At 61.9% G+C, this 19,986-nt stretch carries 22 protein-coding genes and 1 pseudogene; 11 read left to right on the plus strand and 12 right to left on the minus strand.

Features of this window, described 5'->3' with window-relative positions:
• Positions 1–293: 293 nt before the first annotated feature.
• From LOY42_RS17305 to LOY42_RS17345, 9 genes are all read right to left on the minus strand, one after another.
• A complete protein-coding gene (locus LOY42_RS17305; RefSeq protein ID WP_139672190.1) occupies positions 294–1,451 on the minus strand; it encodes a glutathionylspermidine synthase family protein in 1,158 nt (385 codons plus the stop codon).
• 2 nt (positions 1,452–1,453) lie between these two features.
• Positions 1,454–2,206, minus strand: a complete 753-nt coding sequence (locus LOY42_RS17310) for a DUF1190 domain-containing protein (protein WP_139672193.1) — start codon at positions 2,204–2,206, stop codon at positions 1,454–1,456.
• A 25-nt stretch (positions 2,207–2,231) separates the two neighbouring features.
• A complete protein-coding gene (locus LOY42_RS17315; RefSeq protein ID WP_023631082.1) occupies positions 2,232–2,657 on the minus strand; it encodes a DUF350 domain-containing protein in 426 nt (141 codons plus the stop codon).
• A 12-nt stretch (positions 2,658–2,669) separates the two neighbouring features.
• Positions 2,670–3,326, minus strand: coding sequence for a DUF2491 family protein (locus LOY42_RS17320; protein WP_046856318.1), 657 nt, complete (start codon positions 3,324–3,326; stop codon positions 2,670–2,672).
• A gap of 255 nt (positions 3,327–3,581) precedes the next feature.
• Positions 3,582–4,283 carry a PspA/IM30 family protein gene (locus LOY42_RS17325; RefSeq protein ID WP_046856319.1) on the minus strand — a complete coding sequence of 234 codons (702 nt, stop codon included), beginning with the start codon at positions 4,281–4,283 and terminating at the stop codon, positions 3,582–3,584.
• Positions 4,284–4,299: 16 nt separating this feature from the next.
• Positions 4,300–4,914, minus strand: a complete 615-nt coding sequence (locus tag LOY42_RS17330) for a YjfI family protein (RefSeq protein ID WP_139672196.1) — start codon at positions 4,912–4,914, stop codon at positions 4,300–4,302.
• Between the two features lie 107 nt (positions 4,915–5,021).
• A complete protein-coding gene (locus LOY42_RS17335) occupies positions 5,022–5,654 on the minus strand; it encodes a hypothetical protein (RefSeq protein ID WP_139672199.1) in 633 nt (210 codons plus the stop codon).
• Between the two features lie 11 nt (positions 5,655–5,665).
• The gene (locus LOY42_RS17340) at positions 5,666–5,956 is read right to left on the minus strand and encodes a hypothetical protein (RefSeq protein ID WP_139672202.1); all 291 of its coding nucleotides are present in this window, start codon (positions 5,954–5,956) and stop codon (positions 5,666–5,668) included.
• Positions 5,957–6,228: 272 nt separating this feature from the next.
• A complete protein-coding gene (locus LOY42_RS17345; RefSeq protein WP_102684513.1) occupies positions 6,229–7,158 on the minus strand; it encodes a LysR family transcriptional regulator in 930 nt (309 codons plus the stop codon).
• 176 nt (positions 7,159–7,334) lie between these two features.
• Here LOY42_RS17345 and LOY42_RS17350 point away from each other — a divergent pair, with 176 nt between their 5' ends.
• The 3 genes from LOY42_RS17350 to LOY42_RS17360 all read left to right on the plus strand — a co-directional run bounded on the left by LOY42_RS17350 (position 7,335) and on the right by LOY42_RS17360 (position 9,971).
• The gene (locus tag LOY42_RS17350; protein ID WP_139673174.1) at positions 7,335–8,318 is read left to right on the plus strand and encodes a DUF1852 domain-containing protein; all 984 of its coding nucleotides are present in this window, start codon (positions 7,335–7,337) and stop codon (positions 8,316–8,318) included.
• A 26-nt stretch (positions 8,319–8,344) separates the two neighbouring features.
• Entirely contained in the window at positions 8,345–9,379 is a 1,035-nt protein-coding gene (locus LOY42_RS17355) for a methionine synthase (protein ID WP_139672206.1), read from the plus strand.
• A gap of 85 nt (positions 9,380–9,464) precedes the next feature.
• Positions 9,465–9,971, plus strand: a complete 507-nt coding sequence (locus tag LOY42_RS17360; protein ID WP_111533003.1) for a flavin reductase family protein — start codon at positions 9,465–9,467, stop codon at positions 9,969–9,971.
• A 25-nt stretch (positions 9,972–9,996) separates the two neighbouring features.
• Here the strand turns inward: LOY42_RS17360 and LOY42_RS17365 are convergent, their stop codons facing one another.
• Positions 9,997–10,572 carry a hypothetical protein gene (locus LOY42_RS17365; RefSeq protein ID WP_111533013.1) on the minus strand — a complete coding sequence of 192 codons (576 nt, stop codon included), beginning with the start codon at positions 10,570–10,572 and terminating at the stop codon, positions 9,997–9,999.
• A gap of 235 nt (positions 10,573–10,807) precedes the next feature.
• Between LOY42_RS17365 and LOY42_RS17370 the strand changes: the two genes are divergently transcribed.
• Together LOY42_RS17370 and LOY42_RS17375 are read left to right on the plus strand one after the other, a co-directional pair.
• Positions 10,808–11,845, plus strand: a complete 1,038-nt coding sequence (locus tag LOY42_RS17370; RefSeq protein WP_139672208.1) for a sensor domain-containing diguanylate cyclase — start codon at positions 10,808–10,810, stop codon at positions 11,843–11,845.
• A gap of 295 nt (positions 11,846–12,140) precedes the next feature.
• The gene (locus tag LOY42_RS17375) at positions 12,141–12,422 is read left to right on the plus strand and encodes a GNAT family N-acetyltransferase (RefSeq protein ID WP_372241241.1); all 282 of its coding nucleotides are present in this window, start codon (positions 12,141–12,143) and stop codon (positions 12,420–12,422) included.
• A gap of 152 nt (positions 12,423–12,574) precedes the next feature.
• Here the strand turns inward: LOY42_RS17375 and LOY42_RS17380 are convergent, their stop codons facing one another.
• Positions 12,575–13,387 (minus strand): aminoglycoside phosphotransferase family protein, encoded by an 813-nt coding sequence (locus tag LOY42_RS17380; RefSeq protein ID WP_139673177.1) that lies wholly within the window; start codon positions 13,385–13,387, stop codon positions 12,575–12,577.
• Between the two features lie 251 nt (positions 13,388–13,638).
• Between LOY42_RS17380 and LOY42_RS17385 the strand changes: the two genes are divergently transcribed.
• Entirely contained in the window at positions 13,639–14,703 is a 1,065-nt protein-coding gene (locus LOY42_RS17385; RefSeq protein ID WP_139672217.1) for an FAD-binding oxidoreductase, read from the plus strand.
• Between the two features lie 20 nt (positions 14,704–14,723).
• Here the strand turns inward: LOY42_RS17385 and LOY42_RS17390 are convergent, their stop codons facing one another.
• Positions 14,724–15,779 carry a hypothetical protein gene (locus LOY42_RS17390; RefSeq protein ID WP_258598597.1) on the minus strand — a complete coding sequence of 352 codons (1,056 nt, stop codon included), beginning with the start codon at positions 15,777–15,779 and terminating at the stop codon, positions 14,724–14,726.
• 442 nt (positions 15,780–16,221) lie between these two features.
• On the opposite strand from LOY42_RS17390, the pseudogene LOY42_RS17395 reads away from it, so the two are divergent.
• The 5 genes and pseudogenes from LOY42_RS17395 (at position 16,222) to tal (ending at position 19,955) form a co-directional block, all read left to right on the plus strand.
• A pseudogene (locus tag LOY42_RS17395) lies at positions 16,222–16,466 on the plus strand (hypothetical protein).
• A 138-nt stretch (positions 16,467–16,604) separates the two neighbouring features.
• Positions 16,605–16,874, plus strand: coding sequence for a DUF3077 domain-containing protein (locus LOY42_RS17400; protein WP_102684504.1), 270 nt, complete (start codon positions 16,605–16,607; stop codon positions 16,872–16,874).
• Between the two features lie 288 nt (positions 16,875–17,162).
• Positions 17,163–17,552 carry a hypothetical protein gene (locus LOY42_RS17405; RefSeq protein WP_139672224.1) on the plus strand — a complete coding sequence of 130 codons (390 nt, stop codon included), beginning with the start codon at positions 17,163–17,165 and terminating at the stop codon, positions 17,550–17,552.
• 261 nt (positions 17,553–17,813) lie between these two features.
• Entirely contained in the window at positions 17,814–18,821 is a 1,008-nt protein-coding gene (gene dusA / locus LOY42_RS17410) for a tRNA dihydrouridine(20/20a) synthase DusA (RefSeq protein ID WP_258598599.1), read from the plus strand.
• A gap of 213 nt (positions 18,822–19,034) precedes the next feature.
• Entirely contained in the window at positions 19,035–19,955 is a 921-nt protein-coding gene (gene tal / locus LOY42_RS17415) for a transaldolase (protein WP_139672345.1), read from the plus strand.
• Positions 19,956–19,986: the final 31 nt, after the last annotated feature.

Here is a 19,986-nt window from a genome sequence, read left to right on the forward strand (position 1 = left end):
CAGCTGTGGTGCGCCGGCCGCGTCACGGTGGCGGCAGGCCAGGCACCCTCCTTGCCTGTGGCCATGCGTCTTGCTGCGCGCGGTCCACGGGCATCCTCAGAGCATGGCAGCTATTGCGCGAAGAGGTTGTGCGCGGGCGACCCGGCGCGTCCTGAAACCGACCATTGAAGGGGCCGCTCCGCGCCCCATCGCCGGCAAGCCGGCTCCCACAGGGATAGCTGACGCGCTCAGTGTGGGAGCCGGCTTGCCGGCGATGGGGCGCGGAGCGGCCCCCGCATAGACAGCCCTGACACTCAGTCCACGACCACATGCGGCAGGAACCGCGAGCTGTCCTTGGTGATCAGGGTGTCGTCTTCACGAATGCCGATCCCCGAGGCCAGATCACCGACCACCCACGAGCCGATCAGGGTGTAGCTGTCACCGAACTTCGGCAAAGGCGCAAAGCCTTGCAGGATATAGGGTGCATCGTCGTAGGGCCCGTCCTCGAACACCCGCTGGTCATCGGTGGTGCGGATATCCACGTTGGCCCCCTCGCGGGAGAAGTACGGCTTGCGCACCCAGCCCTTGGGCACCGGCCGCCGGGGGTCTTCGTCGAGGAAGGCCGGCAACAGGTTCGGGTGGCCCTCATGCCATTCCCACAACAACGGCAGGATGCCCTTGTTGGAGATCAGCGACTTCCACGCTGGCTCGACGAACTGGGTATCGCAATCGGCGATGGCCTGGCCGAAGTCCTCGTGGAAGATATGCTCCCAGGCGTGCAGCTTGAACAGGCGCGGGATCGGTCGGCCTTCGAGGTCGACGAAGCGCCCCTCGTCGTTCAGACCGATATCCTCCAGGTCGATATGCCGGGTACTGATACCCACGTGCCCGGCCATCTTGCGCAGGAAATCAGTGGTGCCGCGGTCCTCGATCGAGCCGCCGATGGCCGAGAAGTAGAACGGGCTTTCACGCTCGAAGGCGGCAAAAGCCCGCACCAGGTCTTCAGCCAGGGTGTTGAACTGGCTGGCATGGGTCGGCAGCACGCCGCGCTCGATCTGCTGCTCAAGCCAGATCAGCTGGAACGCCGCGGCTTCGTACAGCGAGGTCGGCGTGTCGTAGTTGGCCTCGATCAGCTTGGCCGGGCCCGTGCCGTCGTAACTGAAGTCGAAACGCCCGTAGAGGTGTGGATGCCCCTCCTTCCACGAACGACGCACCAGGTCGAAGAACGCCGGCGGGATCGCCAGGCGGGTCATCAGCGCTTCGCTGTCGACGATGCGCGCCACCGCGTCCAGGCACATCGCGTGCAGCTCCTGGGTGGGCGCCTCCAGGTCACGGCTGACCTGGGCCTCACTGAACTGGTAGTAACCGCGCTCATCCCAGTAGCGCTCACCGTCGATGGTGTGGAAGGCGAAGCCCTCACGCTCGGCGGTGGCGCGCCAGTCCGGGCGTTCGTCGCAGTGGACCTTGCGCATGCTCAACCACCGAAACTGAAGCCGCCGCTGCTCTTGCCGCCCCAGCCGCTGCGCGCAGTGGCCTGGCTGCCGAAGCCGCCACGGGAGATCGACGAGGACACGCTGGAGCGGGTCGAGGTGCTGGACTTGTAGCTGCGGCCACTGGAGCTGCCGGAATAGTAGCTGGAATAGCTGCCACCGCTCTGCTGGGCCTGGTCGGAGCGCTCGAAGCGCTTGCCCTGGTCGATCTGCTGGCCGAGCGTGGTGTTGCGGTATCCACCGTTGCTATCACGGTACTGGTAGACCGGCTGCGAGTAGTACTGGCGATTGCCGCCACTGAGCACCTGGCCGAGCAGCAGGCCGGTAAGCAGGCCGTTGAAGTTGCTGCCACCGCTGCTGGCCTGGCCGCTGTTCTCGACCTGGGCGCGGGCCGCGTCGACCTGCGACTGGCTCACCTCACCCGACACCGCCAGCTCGAAACCGCCGAGGCGCGGCATGTAGCGGTTATCGCTGGTGACCTGGCAGTAGTCCGGCACGAAGTCGGCCTCGCAGGCGGCCTTGTCGCCGTAGGTCGGGGCGATGCGGCGGTGGTCGGCCAACGCCTGCATGTAGGCGTCGGAACACACGTCCACCGGCATCTTGTCATCGACACAGGCCTGGACGGTGGTGTAGTTGCTGCGCTTGCTGACCGTGTAGGTCTCCTCGGGCGCGCTGCACGCGGTGAGCGCCAGCGGCAGGGAACTGGCCAGCACCAGCTTGACGGAACTGCGTCTCATGTATGGCTCCTTGCGCGCAAACGGCTCAGACCGACGGGGTCATGCAGGCCGAATTGAGGAAGCCCACGCTGATCGCCACGGCGGCGGCGTAGATCGCGGCGGCCATCTCGCCCTTGGCGATGCGGCTGGCCAAGCCCTTGAGCACCAGGCTGGTGATCCCGAAGGCGAGCAGTTGCACCACGGCGGCGATCACCACCCATACCACGAAGTCGAGCAGGCTGACGCTGTAGGCGATGATGTTGCTGGCCGGCAGCGAGAAACCGATCAGCGCACCGCCCAGGGCGATGGCCGCAGCGCTGTTGTTGTCGCGGATCAGGGCGAATTCGCGGTGCGGGGTAAGGTGCGTATAGATGAACTGGAACAGCCAGAACAGCACCAGCGCCACGCTGATGTAGAGAATGAAGCCGATCACTGCCTGGGCGTTGAGCGACATGCGAAGTGCGTCGAGCATGGTGAATCCTTGTCAGATGACGTTGAAGTCCGTTGATTGCAGGGTGACACCCACCGAAGTGGTCAGGCTGACATTGCCGTCCTCGTCTTCCTCCACCGACAGCAGGAGGAATTCGCGGCGGTCGGTCAGACCGGTTTCGCGGGCATACAGCATCGACAGGTGCTGGATGCGGTAGCTGGTTTCGGGGCTGGTGACCCACTCGCTGATCGGCGTGAGCTCGGTCTGTCCCTCTTCGCTGCCCCACTGGCGAACGAACTCGTAGCCTTCGTGCTCGTAGTACGGCAGGCCGATGTTCGACTCGGGGCCGACCAGGCGTTTGAGTTCGGCGTCGCTGGTGACCGGCACCACGCTGTAATAACCGAACAGGATGATGTCACGGACATCGTCAGCGGACGCGCCGTTCATCACCACCTGCAGCCAGTAGTCCTCGTCTTCCATATAGAAGCGCGCCAGGCGCACCGACTGGCCGAGGTCGACTTCACCGACCGCCCAGACCACTTCCTGCTCGGGGACCTCCAGCTCGGAATGCCCGTCGAGCAGCAGTTTGAGCGAGCGATCGAGCTTGAGCATGCGCCCGCTACCCAGGCCAAATGGCAGGTTGCCTTGGGCCTGGCTGCCGGCGGCAGGTTTGGGGGCTTCGAAGCCCATGAAGCGTTTCAACCAACCCACGGGGCATCTCCTGGGTGAAAGGGGGACGGAACAGGAGCCAATCGCGGAGCTGTAGCGAACAGGCTGGGCCTGTCGGGAGAAGGCGACATTGAAAATCCCTTGGGTCGCGGCAGTCCTTTGGCGGGGGCGACACGATACTGCTTTTCGTGCGCCCCGCCAACGGGTCTGCAGCAGGGTTTTGCGCCAGCCGGGCCGGCTCCATCGCGGGGCAAGCCCGCTCCCACGGGCCCACGATAGGCCGGCCCGGTCAACGAATCACTCCGCCGGCTTGGCCGCCTTGGCCTTCAAGCGTGCCAGCACATCGTCGGCACCACTGTTACTGGCGCCGATCCCGGCCGACTTCAGGCGTGCTTCCAGATCGCTGCCGTCAGCCTTGCCTGCCAGTTCCGCCGCCGCTTCCAGCTCGGCGGCACGCTCGGTCTGACGCTTCTTGATGCGATCCAGCGAGCCGACCGCCGTTTCCAGGCTGCCATTGGCACCGCCGGTGGCCGAGGCCGCACTGACCTGGGCACGCTGCACGCTCTCGCGGGCCTTGACCAGGTCCACCTGCTGCTTGAGGCCCTTGATCTGCGCCTCGGTCTTGCTCACGGTGGCGGTCAGGGTCGTCACCGACGCACCGAACTGGTCGGCCAGCGCCTGCTCGCTGTCACGCTGGTTGGTCAGGTCGGCGATGCGCGCCGCGCATTCGTGAGCCAGGCCTTCCTCGCCCTTGTCCAGCGCGGCAATGGCCTTCTGCTCCCAATCGCCGATGGTCTTGTCGAACTCGGTGATGCGCTGCTGCGCGGTCTTGTGCTTGGCCATGATCTTGACCAACTGGTTGCGCGCATCGATCAGGTTGTTGTCCGCGTCGCGGATCTCCTGGTCGAGGATGCGCAGGGCCTGGGAGTCGACGATCGCCTCACCGACTTCCGAAGCGCCGCCACGCAGGGCGGTGACGATCTTTCTCAACAAACTCATGGTGCAATCTCCGGAATCAGTGGGTGAAGTAGTCTTCGAAATCTTCGGCGGCGGTGATGACGTTGTCGGCCAGGGTGTGGATCTCCTGGACGATGTTGTCCAGCGACGAAGCCGCGCTCAGGGCGCCGAACATGGTGTACACCGACTCGCCCGACGGCAGTGTGTGCAGGCCGATGGACGACAGCGGGAACACGTCGCGGGTGCGCAGCACCGCATCGTTGAATGCAGCGCGGTCTTTCACCTGGTTGGCTTCCACCAGCAGCGTATCGACCAGGATCTGCTCACCGGCCACGGCGATGTACAGCGGCAGGCCGTCCAGTTCGTTCATCACCAGCTTGAGGCTGGGCTCGGCGCCCTGTTGCAGGGACAGGCCGATCGACCCGTCGCGCACCTCGTCCAGGCCTTGCAGGGCGCCGTGCAGCGTTTCGATCGTCCAGTGGGTGTGCTCGGTCATGAAATCCTCCGTTCTGACCTGTTTGCCCGCGTGGGGCTGACGTAAAGCCTTCTCTATACCGCGCAGGGCGGCGGCGTGCTCGGGCAGGATCCACAGCTCACGCTTGACCAGGCCCGCGGCCTTGAGCCGGGCGCGCATGTCACGCATGTAGTCGGTGGAGCTTTTCTTGCCTGCCATCGAAGGGGGTATCCTTGTCTCACATGTGATGCACGTTACGCCTGGATCACGAGCTGCGCAAGCATCACATGTGAGGAGCAATGTCCGCACGGTGCGCCCGCCCCAACCTACCCCGCCACTCGCGTCAGCCGCTGCAGCGCCTCGATCACCTGCGGATCACGCGCCTCGAGCACATCCATCTGGATCCTTGCGATCACCGCCTTGAGTAGCTCGGTTTGGCTCATCCGGGTTTGCCCCAGCAGCGTCAGGAAATCCTCGGCCATGTGCGCGTTGACCTTCATCGACAACCGCCGCGTGGCTCCGGACGCCGGCAACCCCCTCTGACGCCGCTGCGCGTCGAGTGCCTGGACGAAGGCCTCGTGGCCGGGCTGCAGACCCGCGCCCTGGCGGGCCTGCACCAGCCAATGGAAATAATGGGCGAGGAACAGCTTGCGCAGGTGTGCCCCTGCCTCGCTGCTGACCGCTTGCATCGCCGCGTCGAGCACATCGAGATACACCGCCGGAAGCCTCGCCTCGATGGACTTGAGCTGCTGCTTGCGCGCCTCGCGGATTGCCGGAGTGGACTGCGGCGGGATGGCCACCACCGTATCGCAGCCATCGCACACGCCCACCAGGATGTCCCGCGCCACGCCCAGGCCGTCACTGAAAGGCACGTCGCGCCGGGTGTAATGCATGGCGACCAATGCCTGGCAACGCTCGCACAGGGCCTGGCCGGTGTCGCCCTCGAACAGGATATTCATGCTTGGGTTACTCATTGGTGAACACTGATGAACCACGTCTGGGGCTCGATGAAATAGAACTTGATGTACCAGTCGGAGCGCCTGAGCACATGGACTTCGATGGCTGGCACGGCATGGTGTGGGCTGCAGCTGTAGTGAGTGCCATTGCAAGCACGGATGACCTCGATGATATCGCCCGCACTAACCGCGCCAAGGGCCAACAGGTTCTTTACCTCGATATCGCCCCGCGCTGCATGCAGGTACTTCCCGGATTCGAGCGCGGCAATCACCGCGCTCTTGGCTGCCTTGAAGCCTTTTGGCATGACCCCTCCCTGGCATTACGAAAATCATCGTACATTTTTCTGGCCAAATCCAGCTTGCGCTGCGACTCAGTCGACCAACGGCGCTGTCGCGCACCGATGAAGCCTGGGCATGAACTATGGCCGCGGGCGCGCAAGTGTGTGGCCTGGATGTGTAACCGGCGCTTTCGGGGAAATACAGCGTGTTTCGCGCGATCCTTGCCGACTCGATGATGACCCGCTGATCCGTGCGCCTCGATTGCCAGGTAATGCGCTGCGATAGCTGGGGCTGGCTATCAAACGGCGATCCCGGAAACAGCATTGACGCCTTCCAGCGTCGCGAAGGACATATCCTTTGCCGTGAGCAGGAAGTCGCTTACATAAGGCACTTCGAGCATGTCGCTGCGGACCGCCGCATACAGTTTTGCCTGCAGCCCCTTCTCCCCCAGTCGCTTGGTGGTCACGTAACCGCGCGAACTGTATTCATGCACGGCCCAATTCGGCAGGCAGCACACACCGCGGCCGCTGGCCACCAGTTGCATCATCATGATCGTCAGCTCCGAGGTGCGTACTTGCGCCGGCTCGATGTCGGCCGGGTCAAGGAAGCGGGTGAAGATGTCCAGCCTGTTGCGCTCGATCGGGTAGGTGATCAGCGTCTGGCTGGCAATATCGGCGGGCTCGAGGTACGGCCTTGCGCACAAGGCGTGGTGATTGTCGATGGCCAGCAGTGCCTCATAGCCGAACAGTGGCACGTAGCTGATCCCCGGCAGTTTCATCGGGTCGGACGTCACCACCAGGTCCAGATCGCCCCGCTCCAACGCCGGCAGTGGCGCGAATGAAAACCCCGACGCCAGGTCCAGTTCGACCTCCGGCCAGGCACCGCGAAATTCGTCCACCGTCGGCATCAGCCATTGATAGCAGCTGTGGCACTCGATCGCGATATGCAGCCGCCCAGCCGTACCGCCCGCCAGCTTGCCCAGGTCCCGCTCGGTGGCGCGGATCTGCGGCAGCACCTGCTCGGCCAGCTCCAGCAGCTTGAGACCGGCGCTGGTAAAACGTACCGGCTTGGACTTGCGCACGAACAGCGGCATGCCAATACGGTCTTCGAGCTCGCGGAACTGGTGCGACAGCGCCGATTGGGTCAGGTGCAGCCGCTCGGCGGCTTCGTACAGGCTGTCGGTTTCGCGCAAGGCATGGATGGTGCGCAGGTGCCTCAGATCAATCATGAGCAAAACTACACTTGTATGCAAAAAAAATGAGTTTGTCTCATGACGAGCTGATCTTTGACAATCCCCTCATCGAATTTGCGTGAGCGAGAAAGGCAGCCTGGCTTGGTGCGACCGCCATGACCTCAACCCTGGCCTTTCTTGCCTCGCTTCAGACATCAGGGTACACGACCACCATGAATAACGAGTTTGCATTCACCCTCAAGCGTATTTGTTTCGATGAGCACTACCAGCCTTCGGACAAGACCCGCACTACCACCAACTTTGCCAACCTGGCCAGGGGCAAGAGCCGCCAGGAGAATCTGCGCAATACCTTGAGGATGATCGACAACCGCTTCAATGCCTTGGCGCACTGGGATAACCCCAAAGGCGACCGCTACACGGTCGAGCTCGACATCATTTCAGTGGAAATGGATATCGGCTTCTCGGGCACTGCCCCTGCCCTGCCCTTGATTGAAATATTGAAAACGACGGTGGTCGATCGACAAACCAACGAGCGTATCGACGGCATGGTCGGCAATAATTTTTCCTCGTACGTGCGCGATTACGATTTCAGCGTGCTGCTGCAGGGGCACAACAAGGATCGGCAAACCTTCAGCACACCCGATGATTTCGGAGACCTGCACGGAAAACTGTTCAAGTGCTTCGTGAGTTCGAGCGCCTACAAGGAGCATTTCAGCAAGCCCCCCGTCATCTGCCTGAGCGTCTCGAGCAGCAAGGTTTATCACCGCACGGAAAACCAGCACCCGGTCCTGGGCGTTGAATACCTGCAGGCTGAATACTCGCTGACCGATGAGTACTTCAAGAAGATGGGTTTGAAGGTGCGCTACTTCATGCCGCCCAACAGTGCCGCGCCGCTGGCGTTCTATTTTGCCGGCGATTTGCTGGGCGACTACACCAACCTGGAACTGATCAGCACCATCAGCACGATGGACACCTTCCAGAAAATCTACCGGCCTGAAATCTACAACGCGAACTCCGCCGCCGGCAAAACCTACCAGCCCAGCTTGCACCACCAGGACTACTCGTTGACGCGCATCGTTTACGACCGCGAAGAGCGCAGCCGGCTGGCTGTCGAACAGGGGAAGTTTGCGCAAGAGCATTTCATCAAGCCCTACCAGGCGATCCTCGAGCAGTGGTCCGCCCGTTGCGCGCTTTGACTCAACCAGACACAAGGTTTTCCAGTATGAAAAAGCTGTTACCCACCTCCACTGCCGGCAGCCTGCCCAAACCCGCCTGGCTCGCCGAGCCCGAGAAGCTCTGGTCGCCATGGAAGTTGGAGGGTGATGAACTGGTCGAGGGCAAGCAAGACGCGCTGCGCTTGTCCTTGCAAGAGCAACAGCACGCCGGCATCGATATCGTCAGCGATGGCGAACAGACACGGCAGCATTTCGTCACGACCTTTATCGAACACCTCGACGGTGTCGATTTCGAGAAGCGCGAGACGGTCAGAATCCGCGATCGCTACGATGCCAGCGTGCCGACGGTCGTAGGCGCTGTTGCGCGCCGCAAGCCTGTGTTCGTCGATGACGCCAGGTTCTTGCGTCAACACACCTCGCAACCCATCAAGTGGGCGCTGCCAGGCCCCATGACGATGATCGACACACTGTATGACGCCCACTACAAAAGCCGCGAAAAACTGGCCTGGGAATTCGCCAAGATCCTCAACCAGGAAGCCCGCGAACTCGAAGCGGCGGGTGTCGACATCATCCAGTTCGACGAACCCGCCTTCAACGTGTTCTTCGACGAGGTCAATGACTGGGGCGTGGCCACCCTGGAGCGCGCCATCGAAGGGCTCAAGTGCGAAACCGCCGTGCACATTTGCTACGGCTACGGCATCAAGGCCAACACCGACTGGAAAAAGACCCTCGGCTCGGAATGGCGCCAATACGAAGAAGCCTTCCCCAAGCTGCAGAAATCCAGCATCGATATCGTCTCGCTGGAGTGCCACAACTCCCACGTGCCGATGGACCTGATCGAGCTTATCCGTGGCAAGAAAGTGATGGTTGGCGCCATCGATGTCGCCAACCACGCCATTGAAACCCCCGAGGAAGTTGCCAATACCCTGCGCAAGGCCCTGCAGTTCGTCGACGCCGACAAGCTCTACCCTTGCACCAACTGCGGGATGGCGCCCCTGCCGCGCCAGGTGGCAAGAGGCAAGCTCAATGCGTTGAGCGTGGGCGCGGAGATTGTTCGCAGAGAACTGGCAAACCAGCGCTGAGCACAGGTCGGAGGTAACAGGCGAAGGCCCGGACAGATGCGGGCCTTCCCACACCTTCGAGCGGCACCCACACCCAGGACCTACTATGTCACTCCCTATCGAGCCATCGAGCTTTCGCGAAGCGCTCGGGCACTACGCCTCCGGTATCACGGTCATTACATCGCACACCGATGACGAGCCGATCGGCTTCACTTGCCAGTCGTTCTACAGCGTGTCGATGAACCCGCCACTGGTGTCATTCAGCGTGATGGCCAGTTCGGCCAGCTACCCCAGGATTCGCCAGGCCGGCCGCTTCGCGGTCAACATCCTGGCGGGTGAGCAGATCGAGATTTCCAACCAGTTCGCGCGGCGCGGCACGGACAAGTGGCACAAGGTGCAATGGCAACCGTCACCGCTGGGCAATCCGATCATTACCGGTAGCCTGCACTGGATCGATTGCGAGATTCACGCTGAACACGCCGCGGGCGATCACCTGATCGTCATCGGTGAAGTGAAGGCGTTGAACCTGCAGCAAACCACGTCCTCGCAGCCTTTGCTGTATTTCAAGGGGCAGTATTGCAACCTCGCGGCGCAGGGTGCGACGAGCGCCTGACGCTATCGCCAACAAGCCATGGCCATCAGAACAGCCCACCCATGGTCAACGCCAGGCCACCGCCCGCCTGCACGCCGATGTTGAACCCGGCGGAGAAGATCACGCCCTTGGCCGAGCGCAGCAGGCGCGGCAAGGTTTCCTGCGGCAGGAACGCGCCGCCGCCACCAATCGCGGCGGTACCCAGGACCAATAGCTTGGGATCCAGGCCGAACAGCACGCCCGAGCCGCTGCCACCGCCAACCAGGCCCAGCCCGCCTTCGAGGAACACGCACCCGCCCTTGAAGTCGTCGCGCACCAGGCCCCGGGCCGCGACCGATTCGGCCACCAGCACCGTGCCGACCGCCGGGAAGTCTTCATTGGCGCCGACCGCACCCACGCTCTTGCCCGCCACCAGCAAGTTGATCTTGCCTACCCGCGGCAAGCGTGCGCCTACGCCAACACCGACCCCGAGCGAGCCATAGCGAAACTGCTGCTCGGCCTGGTTGGGATCGGTCAGGGTCAACAAGCCACCGTTGGCGGCGGCAAACATCACCGTCAACCCACCCCCGCTGGCAGTCTTGTATTTCCAGTCGCTGACACTCAGCGGCAATGTGATCTGCATGTGCACCTCCGTGTAGTGGCAGCGCCATTCGACGCCGGCCAATCCCTGTGTCCAGACCGACAGCAGCATAGCAACCCGCGCCTTGCCAGCCCCATAGCCCCAATGAGCTATTGCCAAACCGCCACAAGGCGCCAGCCCATACGGATGACGAGCCGATCGGCGTCACTCGCCAGTGGTGAAGCTTGTCTAAAGTAGTTCCCATCACAGACCCAGCCCATGGAATGGAGAAGCAAAGATGCCGGCTTGCCCGATCCCCACCGACGAAGCGCTGCGCCAACGCGCCCTCGATGAGATGAACCTGGTCGATACGCCCGCCGAGCATTACCTCGATACCCTGGTGCGGCTCACCCAGGACCTGGCGCACGTGGACACCGTGCTGATCAGCCTGATCGACCAAGACCGTCAGTGGTTCAAGGCCAGGATCGGGCTGGACGCCAGCGAGACCCCGCGCGACGTGTCCTTCTGCGGGTACGCCATTCTAGATGACGACACGTTACTGGTGCCGGATGCCACGCAAGACCCGCGATTCGTCGACAATCCTCTGGTGCTGAATCCGCCTTATATCCGCTTTTACGCCGGACATCCGCTGCGTGCCGGAAACGGCAAGGCCATCGGTACGTTGTGCATGTTCGACCCCCGACCGCGCCAGCTGAACGAGATCCAGCAGGCGAATTTCAAGGACCTGGCCACACTTGCGGAGGGCTATCTGCGACTGCGCAGCCTGATCCAGACCAATCGCGACCTGCGCCTGGAGATGGACCGCGAACAGCGCAAAGCGCTGCTCGACCCCTTGACCCAGCTGTGGAACCGCGGGGCGTTGGCCGCCTTCCATGACCGTGAGCGGCGCCTGGCCCACGAGCGAGGTCTGCAGCTGGGGGCGATTTATGCGGACCTTGACCACTTCAAGGCCGTCAACGACCAGCATGGCCACGCGGCCGGCGACCAGGTGCTGTGCGAGTGCGCCCGCCGCCTGCGCGCCGCGCTTCGCCCCGATGACCTGCTGGTGCGCCAGGGTGGCGAGGAATTCGTCGCCTTGCTGCCGGTCAAGGACAGCGCGGAACTGAACGGGATCGCGCAACGGGTACGTCAGCTGATCGGCACCCAACCGGTGCAGCTGGCCAGCGGCCCGCTGCGGGTAAGCCTCAGCGCAGGGTGCACCCTGTTTGCCGAGGGGGAAGCGCTCGAAGACGCGCTGAGACGCGCCGACAGCGGGCTGTACGCCGCGAAGCAAGGGGGGCGGGATCAGGTGGTCTATGTGCCGGGCGCGTTTTGAACGGGGTGGATTGTGCATTCCAATCGACTGATACTTCTCATCCAGAAGCGAACGTTTGATCAGGCAAGGAGAAAACAGGCGAGAAGCGTTAGGAGTCGCGCCTGGCCTTGCTGATTGCGCATGAAAATTCCGAACTTGTTTTCACCGCCGCATGACCGTCGTGCAGGCACTTTCGTACAAAGACCTCGCTTGGCCTTCGGATATCCTTTCCATACCTTGGACACGGCTGGCCTCATGCCTGCTAGCGGTCCGACCAGGCCAAAATGTCAAGGGCAATGTGCTAGGATCGAAAAATATGGAGAATAAAGAGCCTCGGTATCCGATCCCGGCGATTCTCTTGAGCCGTCTTGCAGTCGACCGAACCGCACAAAAACAGGGCCTTGGCAAACGCCTGATGGCAGACTTCTTTCGGCGAGTGTGCGTGGTTGCCCGACATTCGGGAGTTGCGTTCATTGTCGTCGATGCAAAGGACATGGACGCTGCCAGCTACTACCACAGCAAGCTTGGTTTCGTACCATCCAGCAATAATCCTTTACGCCTCGTATTACCCACCGCCACTCTTTTAAAAACGGTTTAGACCGATCTGCCCAACGGAGGGCAATACACTGGGTGCCCGTGCGGGGCCAGTATGCGTGTAGCCAACGCCTAGGGGTTGGAAGGTTTCGTGTGCGAGCTGCACATCAGCGCAATCCCGGCGTCACCCTTGATCGCCGCCTTACATACAATGCCTCAGTCAGAACCCCGAGCGCTGCCATCGAGCGCCGAAGCCGCCAGCCTCGCCAACGCCAACCTGCCCCCCGGCTCAGCGCCGTCCTCGATCATCCAGGTTGCCGACAACCCTGCCCACGCCAGCACCCACTGCAACAACCTGTGACGCTCAATACCGGCTGCCTGCGAAATGATCGCTATACGCCGTGGGAAGCGCCCCGGTGCCTGCGCGCTGGCGTCGTCCGGGTTGCAGAGGATATTGGCAAAATCGAAGCCCCGCTCGCCGTACAACCCCTTGGGGTCGATGGCGAGCCAACCGGCCGGCCCGAAATCCAGCACATTGCCGTGATGGATGTCGCCATGCAGCACCGCAGCGTCCTGGGGAGCTGCGAAAAGCGCCCTCGCCGCCTTTGCGCTGTGCTCCAGCACCCCACCGTACGTCGCCGCCGCGCTCCACAATGCGTCGAACCATTGCTCCAGCGGCACCTGCGCAGGCCTCGGCGTCGACCGTGGCGCATGCAGGCGGGCTGCCACGGCACAGAGAATGCGCGTGGCCTCGTCATCCCTGCCATCTGCGACAATCTGCGCAAGCGACGCCGAACCTTGCGCCCGCTTCATCAGCAATGCCTCGCCCGCGTGGGCCAGCACAGGGGCTGCACCGTCGCCTGCCCACCAGGCCATCAGCTGGCTGCCGGCCTGCTCTTCCGGCGCCTGCGAGACTTTCAGCATCGCCGGTGTATCGCCTTGGCGAACGGGCAATAGATTGCCGTTGAGTGAAACGAAAGGTTCCCCATCGATGGTCAGCCCCCACTGCTTCAGGTATCGATCAAACATAGGCTCGCTGGTACTCACGCTTTCCATTTAATATGCCGTTTGCTCCTGTGGACCTAGGGTCTGTACGAAATGTGTCTGCGCGAAGGCCAGACAAGGCGAAACGGGGGGAGGAAGCGGAGTGTACTGGAGTACATGAGCATTCCGAGCCCCGTTTCAACGCAGTATGGGCGAGTGCAGATACATTTCGTACAGAGCCTAGGGTTGCCAGGTACGGCCAGTGAAACATAGTCCCGAGTCGGTGACGGAGCACGATGAAAAATATCCCGGGACTGAATGTGGTTGTGGTGGGGGCAGGTATCGTGGGGGCCTCCGTTGCCTACCACCTTTCCTGCCAAGGCGCGCAGGTGACCATCGTGGAGGCTGACCATGTAGCGTCTGGTGTGACCTCCACTTCCTTTGCATGGATCAATTCCGCCTGCAGTGACGCAGACCCTGTCGCCGCACTGCGGGCCGCAGCCGTATCGGACTATCGTCGCCTCGAAGCGCAACTGCCAGACCTACACATTCAATGGACCGGTTCGCTGACCTATGGCCTCCCGGAAGCACCGGCCGCCCCTGCGACGGGTACAGGGATATCAACGGTATCCCGCGCTCAGATCCTCACCCTGGAACCTAATCTGAAACACCCTCCTGCCCAGGCCAACCATGCTCCAGAGGAAGGCGCGCTGAACGCAGTAGCGGCCAGCCGGGCCTTGATCAAAGGCGCTCAAGCCCGAGGCGCCAGGTTGCTGGAGCAGACACAGGTGGAAGGGTTCACGGGTAGCGCAGATAAAGTCTCAGGTTTGAAAACCACCCACGGGGTAATCGATGCGGACCTGGTGGTACTTGCGGCGGGAACGGGTACCACGCTATTGACGGACTTGTTGTGCTACCCACTTCCACTGGAAGCCTCTCCTGCCATCTATATCCGCTACCACTCGCCGCCCCACCTTGTCCGAGGGATCCTTTCCAACGCAACCATGGAGGTACGGCATGCTGATGACGGCAGCCTGTTGGCGGCAGAGGATTATCTGGACGATGCCGCAGATAACCAACCAGGCGCGATTGCACTGAGAACCGCCGAGGCCATCAGAGCAGAGTTGCATGGCGCCGTTTCACTCGACGTGGAAAAGGCGTGCGTGGGTTTCAGGCCAATACCCAGCGATGGTGCACCGCTAGTTGGTTATCTGCCGGGTATCAGCGGCGTTTACGTTTGTGTCATGCATCCTGGTGTCACGCTGGCCGCTACCGTAGGCCGCCTCGTGAGCATGGAAATCACCAGTGACACGCCATCGCCCGATTTGGCGCCGTGCAGGCTTGGTCGATTTGGCCGGTGAAATGGGGGCCTGCCCCCTGCCTATTGCAACTTGATGCCTAGGCTCACCAGTGCGGCCAACTCCAGTGGGTTCAACTGGTTGAGGCTATCAATAGTGGGCGAGCTCTTCATACCAATCTCGGGCATATCAAGCTTCGCGCGAAGCAGACTGATCAGGCTATCGCTCAGACCTTCAGCACGGGTCATGCGGGACAGAAGCTGATCGTCATCGTCCGCCAACCCCAATAGTTCGATGGCAGTCCCCATAACCCCATATGCCCGCTGACCGAAACACTCCTCCAGCTGCTCAAGAATCTTGTTGGCCTCGTGAGCACCCAGTTTATCGATATGCGCCTGGAGCTGTTCGCTAATGAAATCATTCTGCGCTTGAGCGTCCAGCCGCATCTTAGGATTATTCATGGTTTTTTCGAACCACCGGGTTTCCTGTCCTTGCAGGAATGTCATCAGCCCATTCAGAAAGACACTTGGGTTTGGACGGTCGGTGGCCAAGTTCGCCAGCGCTGCCTTGATTGAAGGCTGATGGGAGTCAGCATCATGAGTCAAGCTCAACGCGAGGGTGCGCACACATTGCAAGTCCCCGCGGGTTTTCACCATCATCTCGATTTCTTTGAAATTTGCACGCCCCTCGACAATGGCACCTTGCAAGCTATTAATCTGCTCGGCTTTCAGCGTTACATCGAAGCATTCGTGATCAACTTTGGAGTCAGTAGCGAGCAGGCTTACTGCATCGAGCGCGGTCTTGAAGCCATTGCCGAAACTGCGGCGAAAAGGCGCTGCGGTGCCGGTCGGTTCGGCGTGTTGCGGGCGTAGATCCTCCGCCGCGCCCTGGGCCGCTGCGCTTCGGCCAAGAAAACTGGCCAACCATTGGAGCAAGTCCTTCAGCGGCTGGGTCGTGGATATATTCAGGTAGTGGAGCAAACTCTTACCTGCACTATATTCAATTCGCTTGGCCAACCGATTGGCCTCTGGCGAGGTAGTGACCACGCTCACCTGCGCCTCACCAACGGTACCTGAATGAGTCTGCCCGCTGATTTGGCTGGGCAGGTACTGGAAGCTCTGATAACCATTGATCAGCATAGTTAACTCCTTGGTTTAACCTAGCCATCAATGTATGACCCTGGGCAACGCAGAGGCTATCAATGCTGATCGGTTTGTTTTAGGCGACGCCTGTCCCCACACCCTGTTCCCGAAAAGCGTCGATGTAGATCATCAACAATCAGATTTTACCCCTTCCTTGTAGTCCATTTCCCAAACATACTGCTGCCGCCTGTTTTCCGTTGCGGCTGCTCTGTGGGCGCTCTAGTCTCGGCCTGTCGTTGCACATCAACGACACAGCTTTGACAGGCTGTAACGGTAGAATCACGTAGGCAGTCCCCGTTCAATGGTGGCTGTACGTGTGGGCACGCTTGCGTGCGCCGGAACTTTTGCGTGATTTACCGCCGGTCTGTCAACCCACGTACAGCTGCCGCCTTTCTGTTTGACAGCAGGCTGGTGGTGGCACCGTCAACGGTAAATCACCATGCTAAAGATCGTCCCCGACCCACCCCACAACCACCACTCTCTCGAAGACACCCTTATCCAGGCCACCGAGTACGCCCTGTGCGCGCAAAACGTGGCGCATCAGGCTGTTCTGCTGCAGCCAAGTCACCCGCCTCGATTCTGATGCTGGCCTCCATGCATGAGATGGAGCAACTGCGCGTGCTGCTTGAATCGGCATTGATCCAGGTGCAGATGCCGAACGCGCAGCCGCGTACGTTGCAGTAGACCACAAGGTATGCGACGCCTGAGCTGACGTCATCGCGGGGCAAGCCCGCTCCCACGCCATTACGTACTGACGTGGGAGCGGGCTTGCCCCGCGATAGCGACAGACCAGGCAGCAGAACACTTCAGGGAGATTCAACGATGACCACAGATACCACCCCGCCCCACACCACCGTGGGCAAGACCAAGTTCTACCAGGGCGAAGGCCAGACCGACCCGCTGTTCTGCATCGAACCCGGGATCCCTTGCCAGCATGCGCGGGACCAGGCTTCGGAATTGATGGGCTGCGTACGCGACCTGACCATCACCGGCATCATGGAGGAAAAGCCCCAACTGCTCTGGGCGTCGTATTACCTGAGCGCGTTGGCCAAGGCATTGATGGACGATGCGGAGTTGGGGATGAGTCGCTAGGAAAAACGACTATCCGGTCGGTGCCATAAGCCAGGATGTGGGGCACCACCAAGGATCGTTCGGCAAACCGGCTCCCACCCAACCGCGCCGACCTCAAGTCGGCGCCATCGCTGGCAGGCAAGCCCGGTGCGACGCACTGGGATAACTCTTGGACTACACTGCACCCGCGCTCAACGACGTACAGCGCAAAACGCGTTAGTTCATGAACCCGCCTCCAGCGCACTGCTTGAGGCAAGGTTATCTACCGCCTCAGGTCTGGCTGGAGCGGCAGCCAAAAGGAATTGGAAAATGCTCAAAGCACTCTCGATAACCGGGCTTACGCTCTCGCTTGCTGGCTGCATGCTCCCCGAGCCGCCAGCGCCCCCAACCCCTCCCACCGTCGAACATGCCGCTGCAAGCAAAGCTGAAATGGCCGATGCCAAACAGAAGCTGCTCAAGCATATTGCCGACCCGGATTCGGCGAAGTTCGAAACGCTGTACAAATTCAAGGCAGCCTACGCCAGCGGTAAACAGTACGAAGGCGTTTGTGGCTATGTGAACTTCCGCGGGGCGGAAGGCGGCTACGAGGGCTTTACACCGTTCATGGTTATTGGTGATGTGGTCTCCTATTACGGTGACCACTTGTCCCACAATCAAAACTTCCTCAGACAATTCTGCACGCGCCCACGCCTGGGCTGAAAGCCAGCAGATCTTCCTATCCCCCGATGCAAACAGCATCGGGACGATGCGTCAGAGCTTCAGCCATGGCCTGGCGCATTCGCGGGGCAGGCCCGCTCTCACGTGGATGATGCTTGCTCACCTTCAAACCGGCCAGCACTTGATCACCGATCATACCGGACGAATCCCGCCACGCTTGGTAAACTGGCAACCATTCATTCTTCACATTGCCTGCCAGCGCACCCCCGCCGTCTGGCTTCGCTGAGTTCGTGCCCCACACCTATGCATTCTCAAGCCGCTACCCCCACTGCATCACGCCCCGAGCCATCCCGCCGCTTCTCCGTGGCGCCGATGATGGACTGGACTGATAGACACTGTCGTTTCTTCCTGCGCCTGCTCTCCCAGCACGCCCTGCTCTACACCGAAATGGTCACCACCGGCGCCCTGCTGCACAACGACGCCCAGCGTTTCCTGCGCCATGACGTGTCCGAGCACCCGCTGGCCCTGCAACTGGGCGGCAGCGTGCCGGCGGACCTGGCCGCCTGCGCGCGCCTGGCCGAGGACGCCGGCTATGACGAGGTCAACCTCAACGTCGGCTGCCCCAGCGACCGGGTGCAGAACAACATGATCGGCGCCTGCCTGATGGGCCACCCGGCGCTGGTGGCCGATTGCGTCAAAGCCATGCAGGACGCGGTCAGCATTCCGGTCACGGTCAAGCACCGCATCGGCATCAACGGCCGCGACAGCTACGCCGAGCTGTGCGACTTCGTTGGCCAGGTGCGCGACGCTGGGTGCCGCAGCTTCACCGTGCACGCGCGCATCGCCATCCTCGAAGGGCTGTCGCCCAAGGAAAACCGCGAGATCCCGCCGCTGCGCTACGACGTGGCGGCGCAACTGAAGGCCGACTTCCCCGACCTGGAACTGGTGCTCAATGGCGGCATCAAGACCCTCGACGAATGCCGCGCCCACCTGCAGACCTTCGACGGCGTGATGCTGGGGCGCGAGGCATACCACAACCCGTACCTGCTGGCCGAGGTCGACCAGCAGCTGTTCGGCAGCGCGGCGCCAGTGGTCAGCCGCGCCGAGGCCATTGAAAAGCTGCGCCCGTATATCGTCGCGCATATGCAAAGCGGCGGCGCGATGCACCATATCACCCGGCATATCCTCGGGCTGGGCCAGGGCTTCCCGGGAGCGCGGCGCTTCCGCCAACTGCTGTCGGCGGACATTCACAAGGCCAGCGAGCCGCTGAAGGTGCTGGACCAGGCCGCCGAGCTGCTGCAAGGGCGCTGAGGGAACCTGCGGCGGGGTTGGCACTCGAAGGCAATGCCTTTTGCTGCAGGCCCGGTGTGAGCCGGGGCTGCTTTGCAGCCTAATGCGGGCAAGCGCGCGCCTACAGAAGGATCGTGTTGCCTGCGAGGGCTTTCCCGATACGCCTGCGACGGGCCTTGAGTGGCTGTCGGGGCTCGGGTAATGTCGAGTAATTGCACAGGACAGAGCACGCCCATGACCTCCAAGCTGGAACAACTCAAGCAGTTCACCACCGTGGTCGCCGACACCGGCGACCTGGACGCCATCACCCGCCTCAAGCCGGTCGACGCCACCACCAACCCGTCGCTGCTGCTCAAGGCGGCGGCCATCCCGGGCTACGCCGACCTGCTCAAGCAGGTCAAGGCCGACGCCAAGGGCAATGTCGACCTGGCCTGCGACAAGTTCGCGGTGTCGGTGGGCTCGGGTATTCTCAAGGTCATTCCGGGGCGCATCTCCACCGAGGTGGACGCGCGGCTGTCGTTCGACGAGCCGGCGCTGCTGAAAAAGGCCCGTCAGCTGATCGAGCTGTATGAAGCAGCCGGTGTGCCGAAAGACCGCGTGCTGATCAAGCTGGCCTCCACCTGGGAAGGCATCCGCGCCGCCGAGAAGCTGGAGAAGGAAGGCATCCAGACCAACCTCACCCTGCTGTTCTCCTTCGCCCAGGCCCAGGCCTGCGCCGACGCCGGGGTGTTCCTGATCTCGCCGTTCGTGGGGCGCATCTACGACTGGTACAAGAAGAGCACCGGCAAGGAATACGTCGGCGCCGAGGACCCGGGCGTGGTATCGGTCACGCGCATCTACGACTACTACAAGACCAACGGCTACAACACCGTGGTCATGGGCGCGAGCTTCCGCAATATTGGCCAGATCGAGCAACTGGCCGGCTGCGATCGCCTGACCATCAGCCCCGAGCTGCTGCAGCAGCTGTCGGACGACCAAGGCGATCTGCCGCGTATCCTCAAGCCGGGCAATGCTGGCGAGGCCAAGCAGCAGTTGAACGAGAGCAAGTTCCGCTGGGCAATGAACGAGGACGCCATGGCCACCGAGAAGCTGGCCGAAGGCATCCGCCAGTTCGCCCGCGACCAGGAGAAGCTGGAAGCGCTGATGGCTGGCTGACAAAGCCTGATACATCTTCGGCTTGATCGAC

This window comes from Pseudomonas sp. B21-023, from assembly GCF_024749165.1.
GTDB lineage: Bacteria > Pseudomonadota > Gammaproteobacteria > Pseudomonadales > Pseudomonadaceae > Aquipseudomonas.

Excerpts from the sequence above, each read along its gene's own strand:
- dusA (WP_258598599.1), top strand. The coding sequence starts at position 17,814 with ATGCATTCTCAAGCCGCTACCCCCACTGCATCACGCCCCGAGCCATCC.
- LOY42_RS17360 (WP_111533003.1), top strand. The coding sequence starts at position 9,465 with ATGTCACTCCCTATCGAGCCATCGAGCTTTCGCGAAGCGCTCGGGCAC.
- LOY42_RS17305 (WP_139672190.1), bottom strand. The coding sequence starts at position 1,451 with ATGCGCAAGGTCCACTGCGACGAACGCCCGGACTGGCGCGCCACCGCC.
- LOY42_RS17355 (WP_139672206.1), top strand. The coding sequence starts at position 8,345 with ATGAAAAAGCTGTTACCCACCTCCACTGCCGGCAGCCTGCCCAAACCC.
- LOY42_RS17315 (WP_023631082.1), bottom strand. The coding sequence starts at position 2,657 with ATGCTCGACGCACTTCGCATGTCGCTCAACGCCCAGGCAGTGATCGGC.
- LOY42_RS17405 (WP_139672224.1), top strand. The coding sequence starts at position 17,163 with ATGCTCAAAGCACTCTCGATAACCGGGCTTACGCTCTCGCTTGCTGGC.
- LOY42_RS17350 (WP_139673174.1), top strand. The coding sequence starts at position 7,335 with ATGAATAACGAGTTTGCATTCACCCTCAAGCGTATTTGTTTCGATGAG.
- LOY42_RS17375 (WP_372241241.1), top strand. The coding sequence starts at position 12,141 with ATGGAGAATAAAGAGCCTCGGTATCCGATCCCGGCGATTCTCTTGAGC.
- LOY42_RS17380 (WP_139673177.1), bottom strand. The coding sequence starts at position 13,387 with ATGTTTGATCGATACCTGAAGCAGTGGGGGCTGACCATCGATGGGGAA.
- LOY42_RS17400 (WP_102684504.1), top strand. The coding sequence starts at position 16,605 with ATGACCACAGATACCACCCCGCCCCACACCACCGTGGGCAAGACCAAG.
- LOY42_RS17330 (WP_139672196.1), bottom strand. The coding sequence starts at position 4,914 with ATGGCAGGCAAGAAAAGCTCCACCGACTACATGCGTGACATGCGCGCC.
- LOY42_RS17335 (WP_139672199.1), bottom strand. The coding sequence starts at position 5,654 with ATGAATATCCTGTTCGAGGGCGACACCGGCCAGGCCCTGTGCGAGCGT.
- LOY42_RS17325 (WP_046856319.1), bottom strand. The coding sequence starts at position 4,283 with ATGAGTTTGTTGAGAAAGATCGTCACCGCCCTGCGTGGCGGCGCTTCG.
- LOY42_RS17370 (WP_139672208.1), top strand. The coding sequence starts at position 10,808 with ATGCCGGCTTGCCCGATCCCCACCGACGAAGCGCTGCGCCAACGCGCC.
- LOY42_RS17390 (WP_258598597.1), bottom strand. The coding sequence starts at position 15,779 with ATGCTGATCAATGGTTATCAGAGCTTCCAGTACCTGCCCAGCCAAATC.
- LOY42_RS17340 (WP_139672202.1), bottom strand. The coding sequence starts at position 5,956 with ATGCCAAAAGGCTTCAAGGCAGCCAAGAGCGCGGTGATTGCCGCGCTC.
- LOY42_RS17310 (WP_139672193.1), bottom strand. The coding sequence starts at position 2,206 with ATGAGACGCAGTTCCGTCAAGCTGGTGCTGGCCAGTTCCCTGCCGCTG.
- LOY42_RS17345 (WP_102684513.1), bottom strand. The coding sequence starts at position 7,158 with ATGATTGATCTGAGGCACCTGCGCACCATCCATGCCTTGCGCGAAACC.
- LOY42_RS17385 (WP_139672217.1), top strand. The coding sequence starts at position 13,639 with ATGAAAAATATCCCGGGACTGAATGTGGTTGTGGTGGGGGCAGGTATC.
- LOY42_RS17365 (WP_111533013.1), bottom strand. The coding sequence starts at position 10,572 with ATGCAGATCACATTGCCGCTGAGTGTCAGCGACTGGAAATACAAGACT.
- tal (WP_139672345.1), top strand. The coding sequence starts at position 19,035 with ATGACCTCCAAGCTGGAACAACTCAAGCAGTTCACCACCGTGGTCGCC.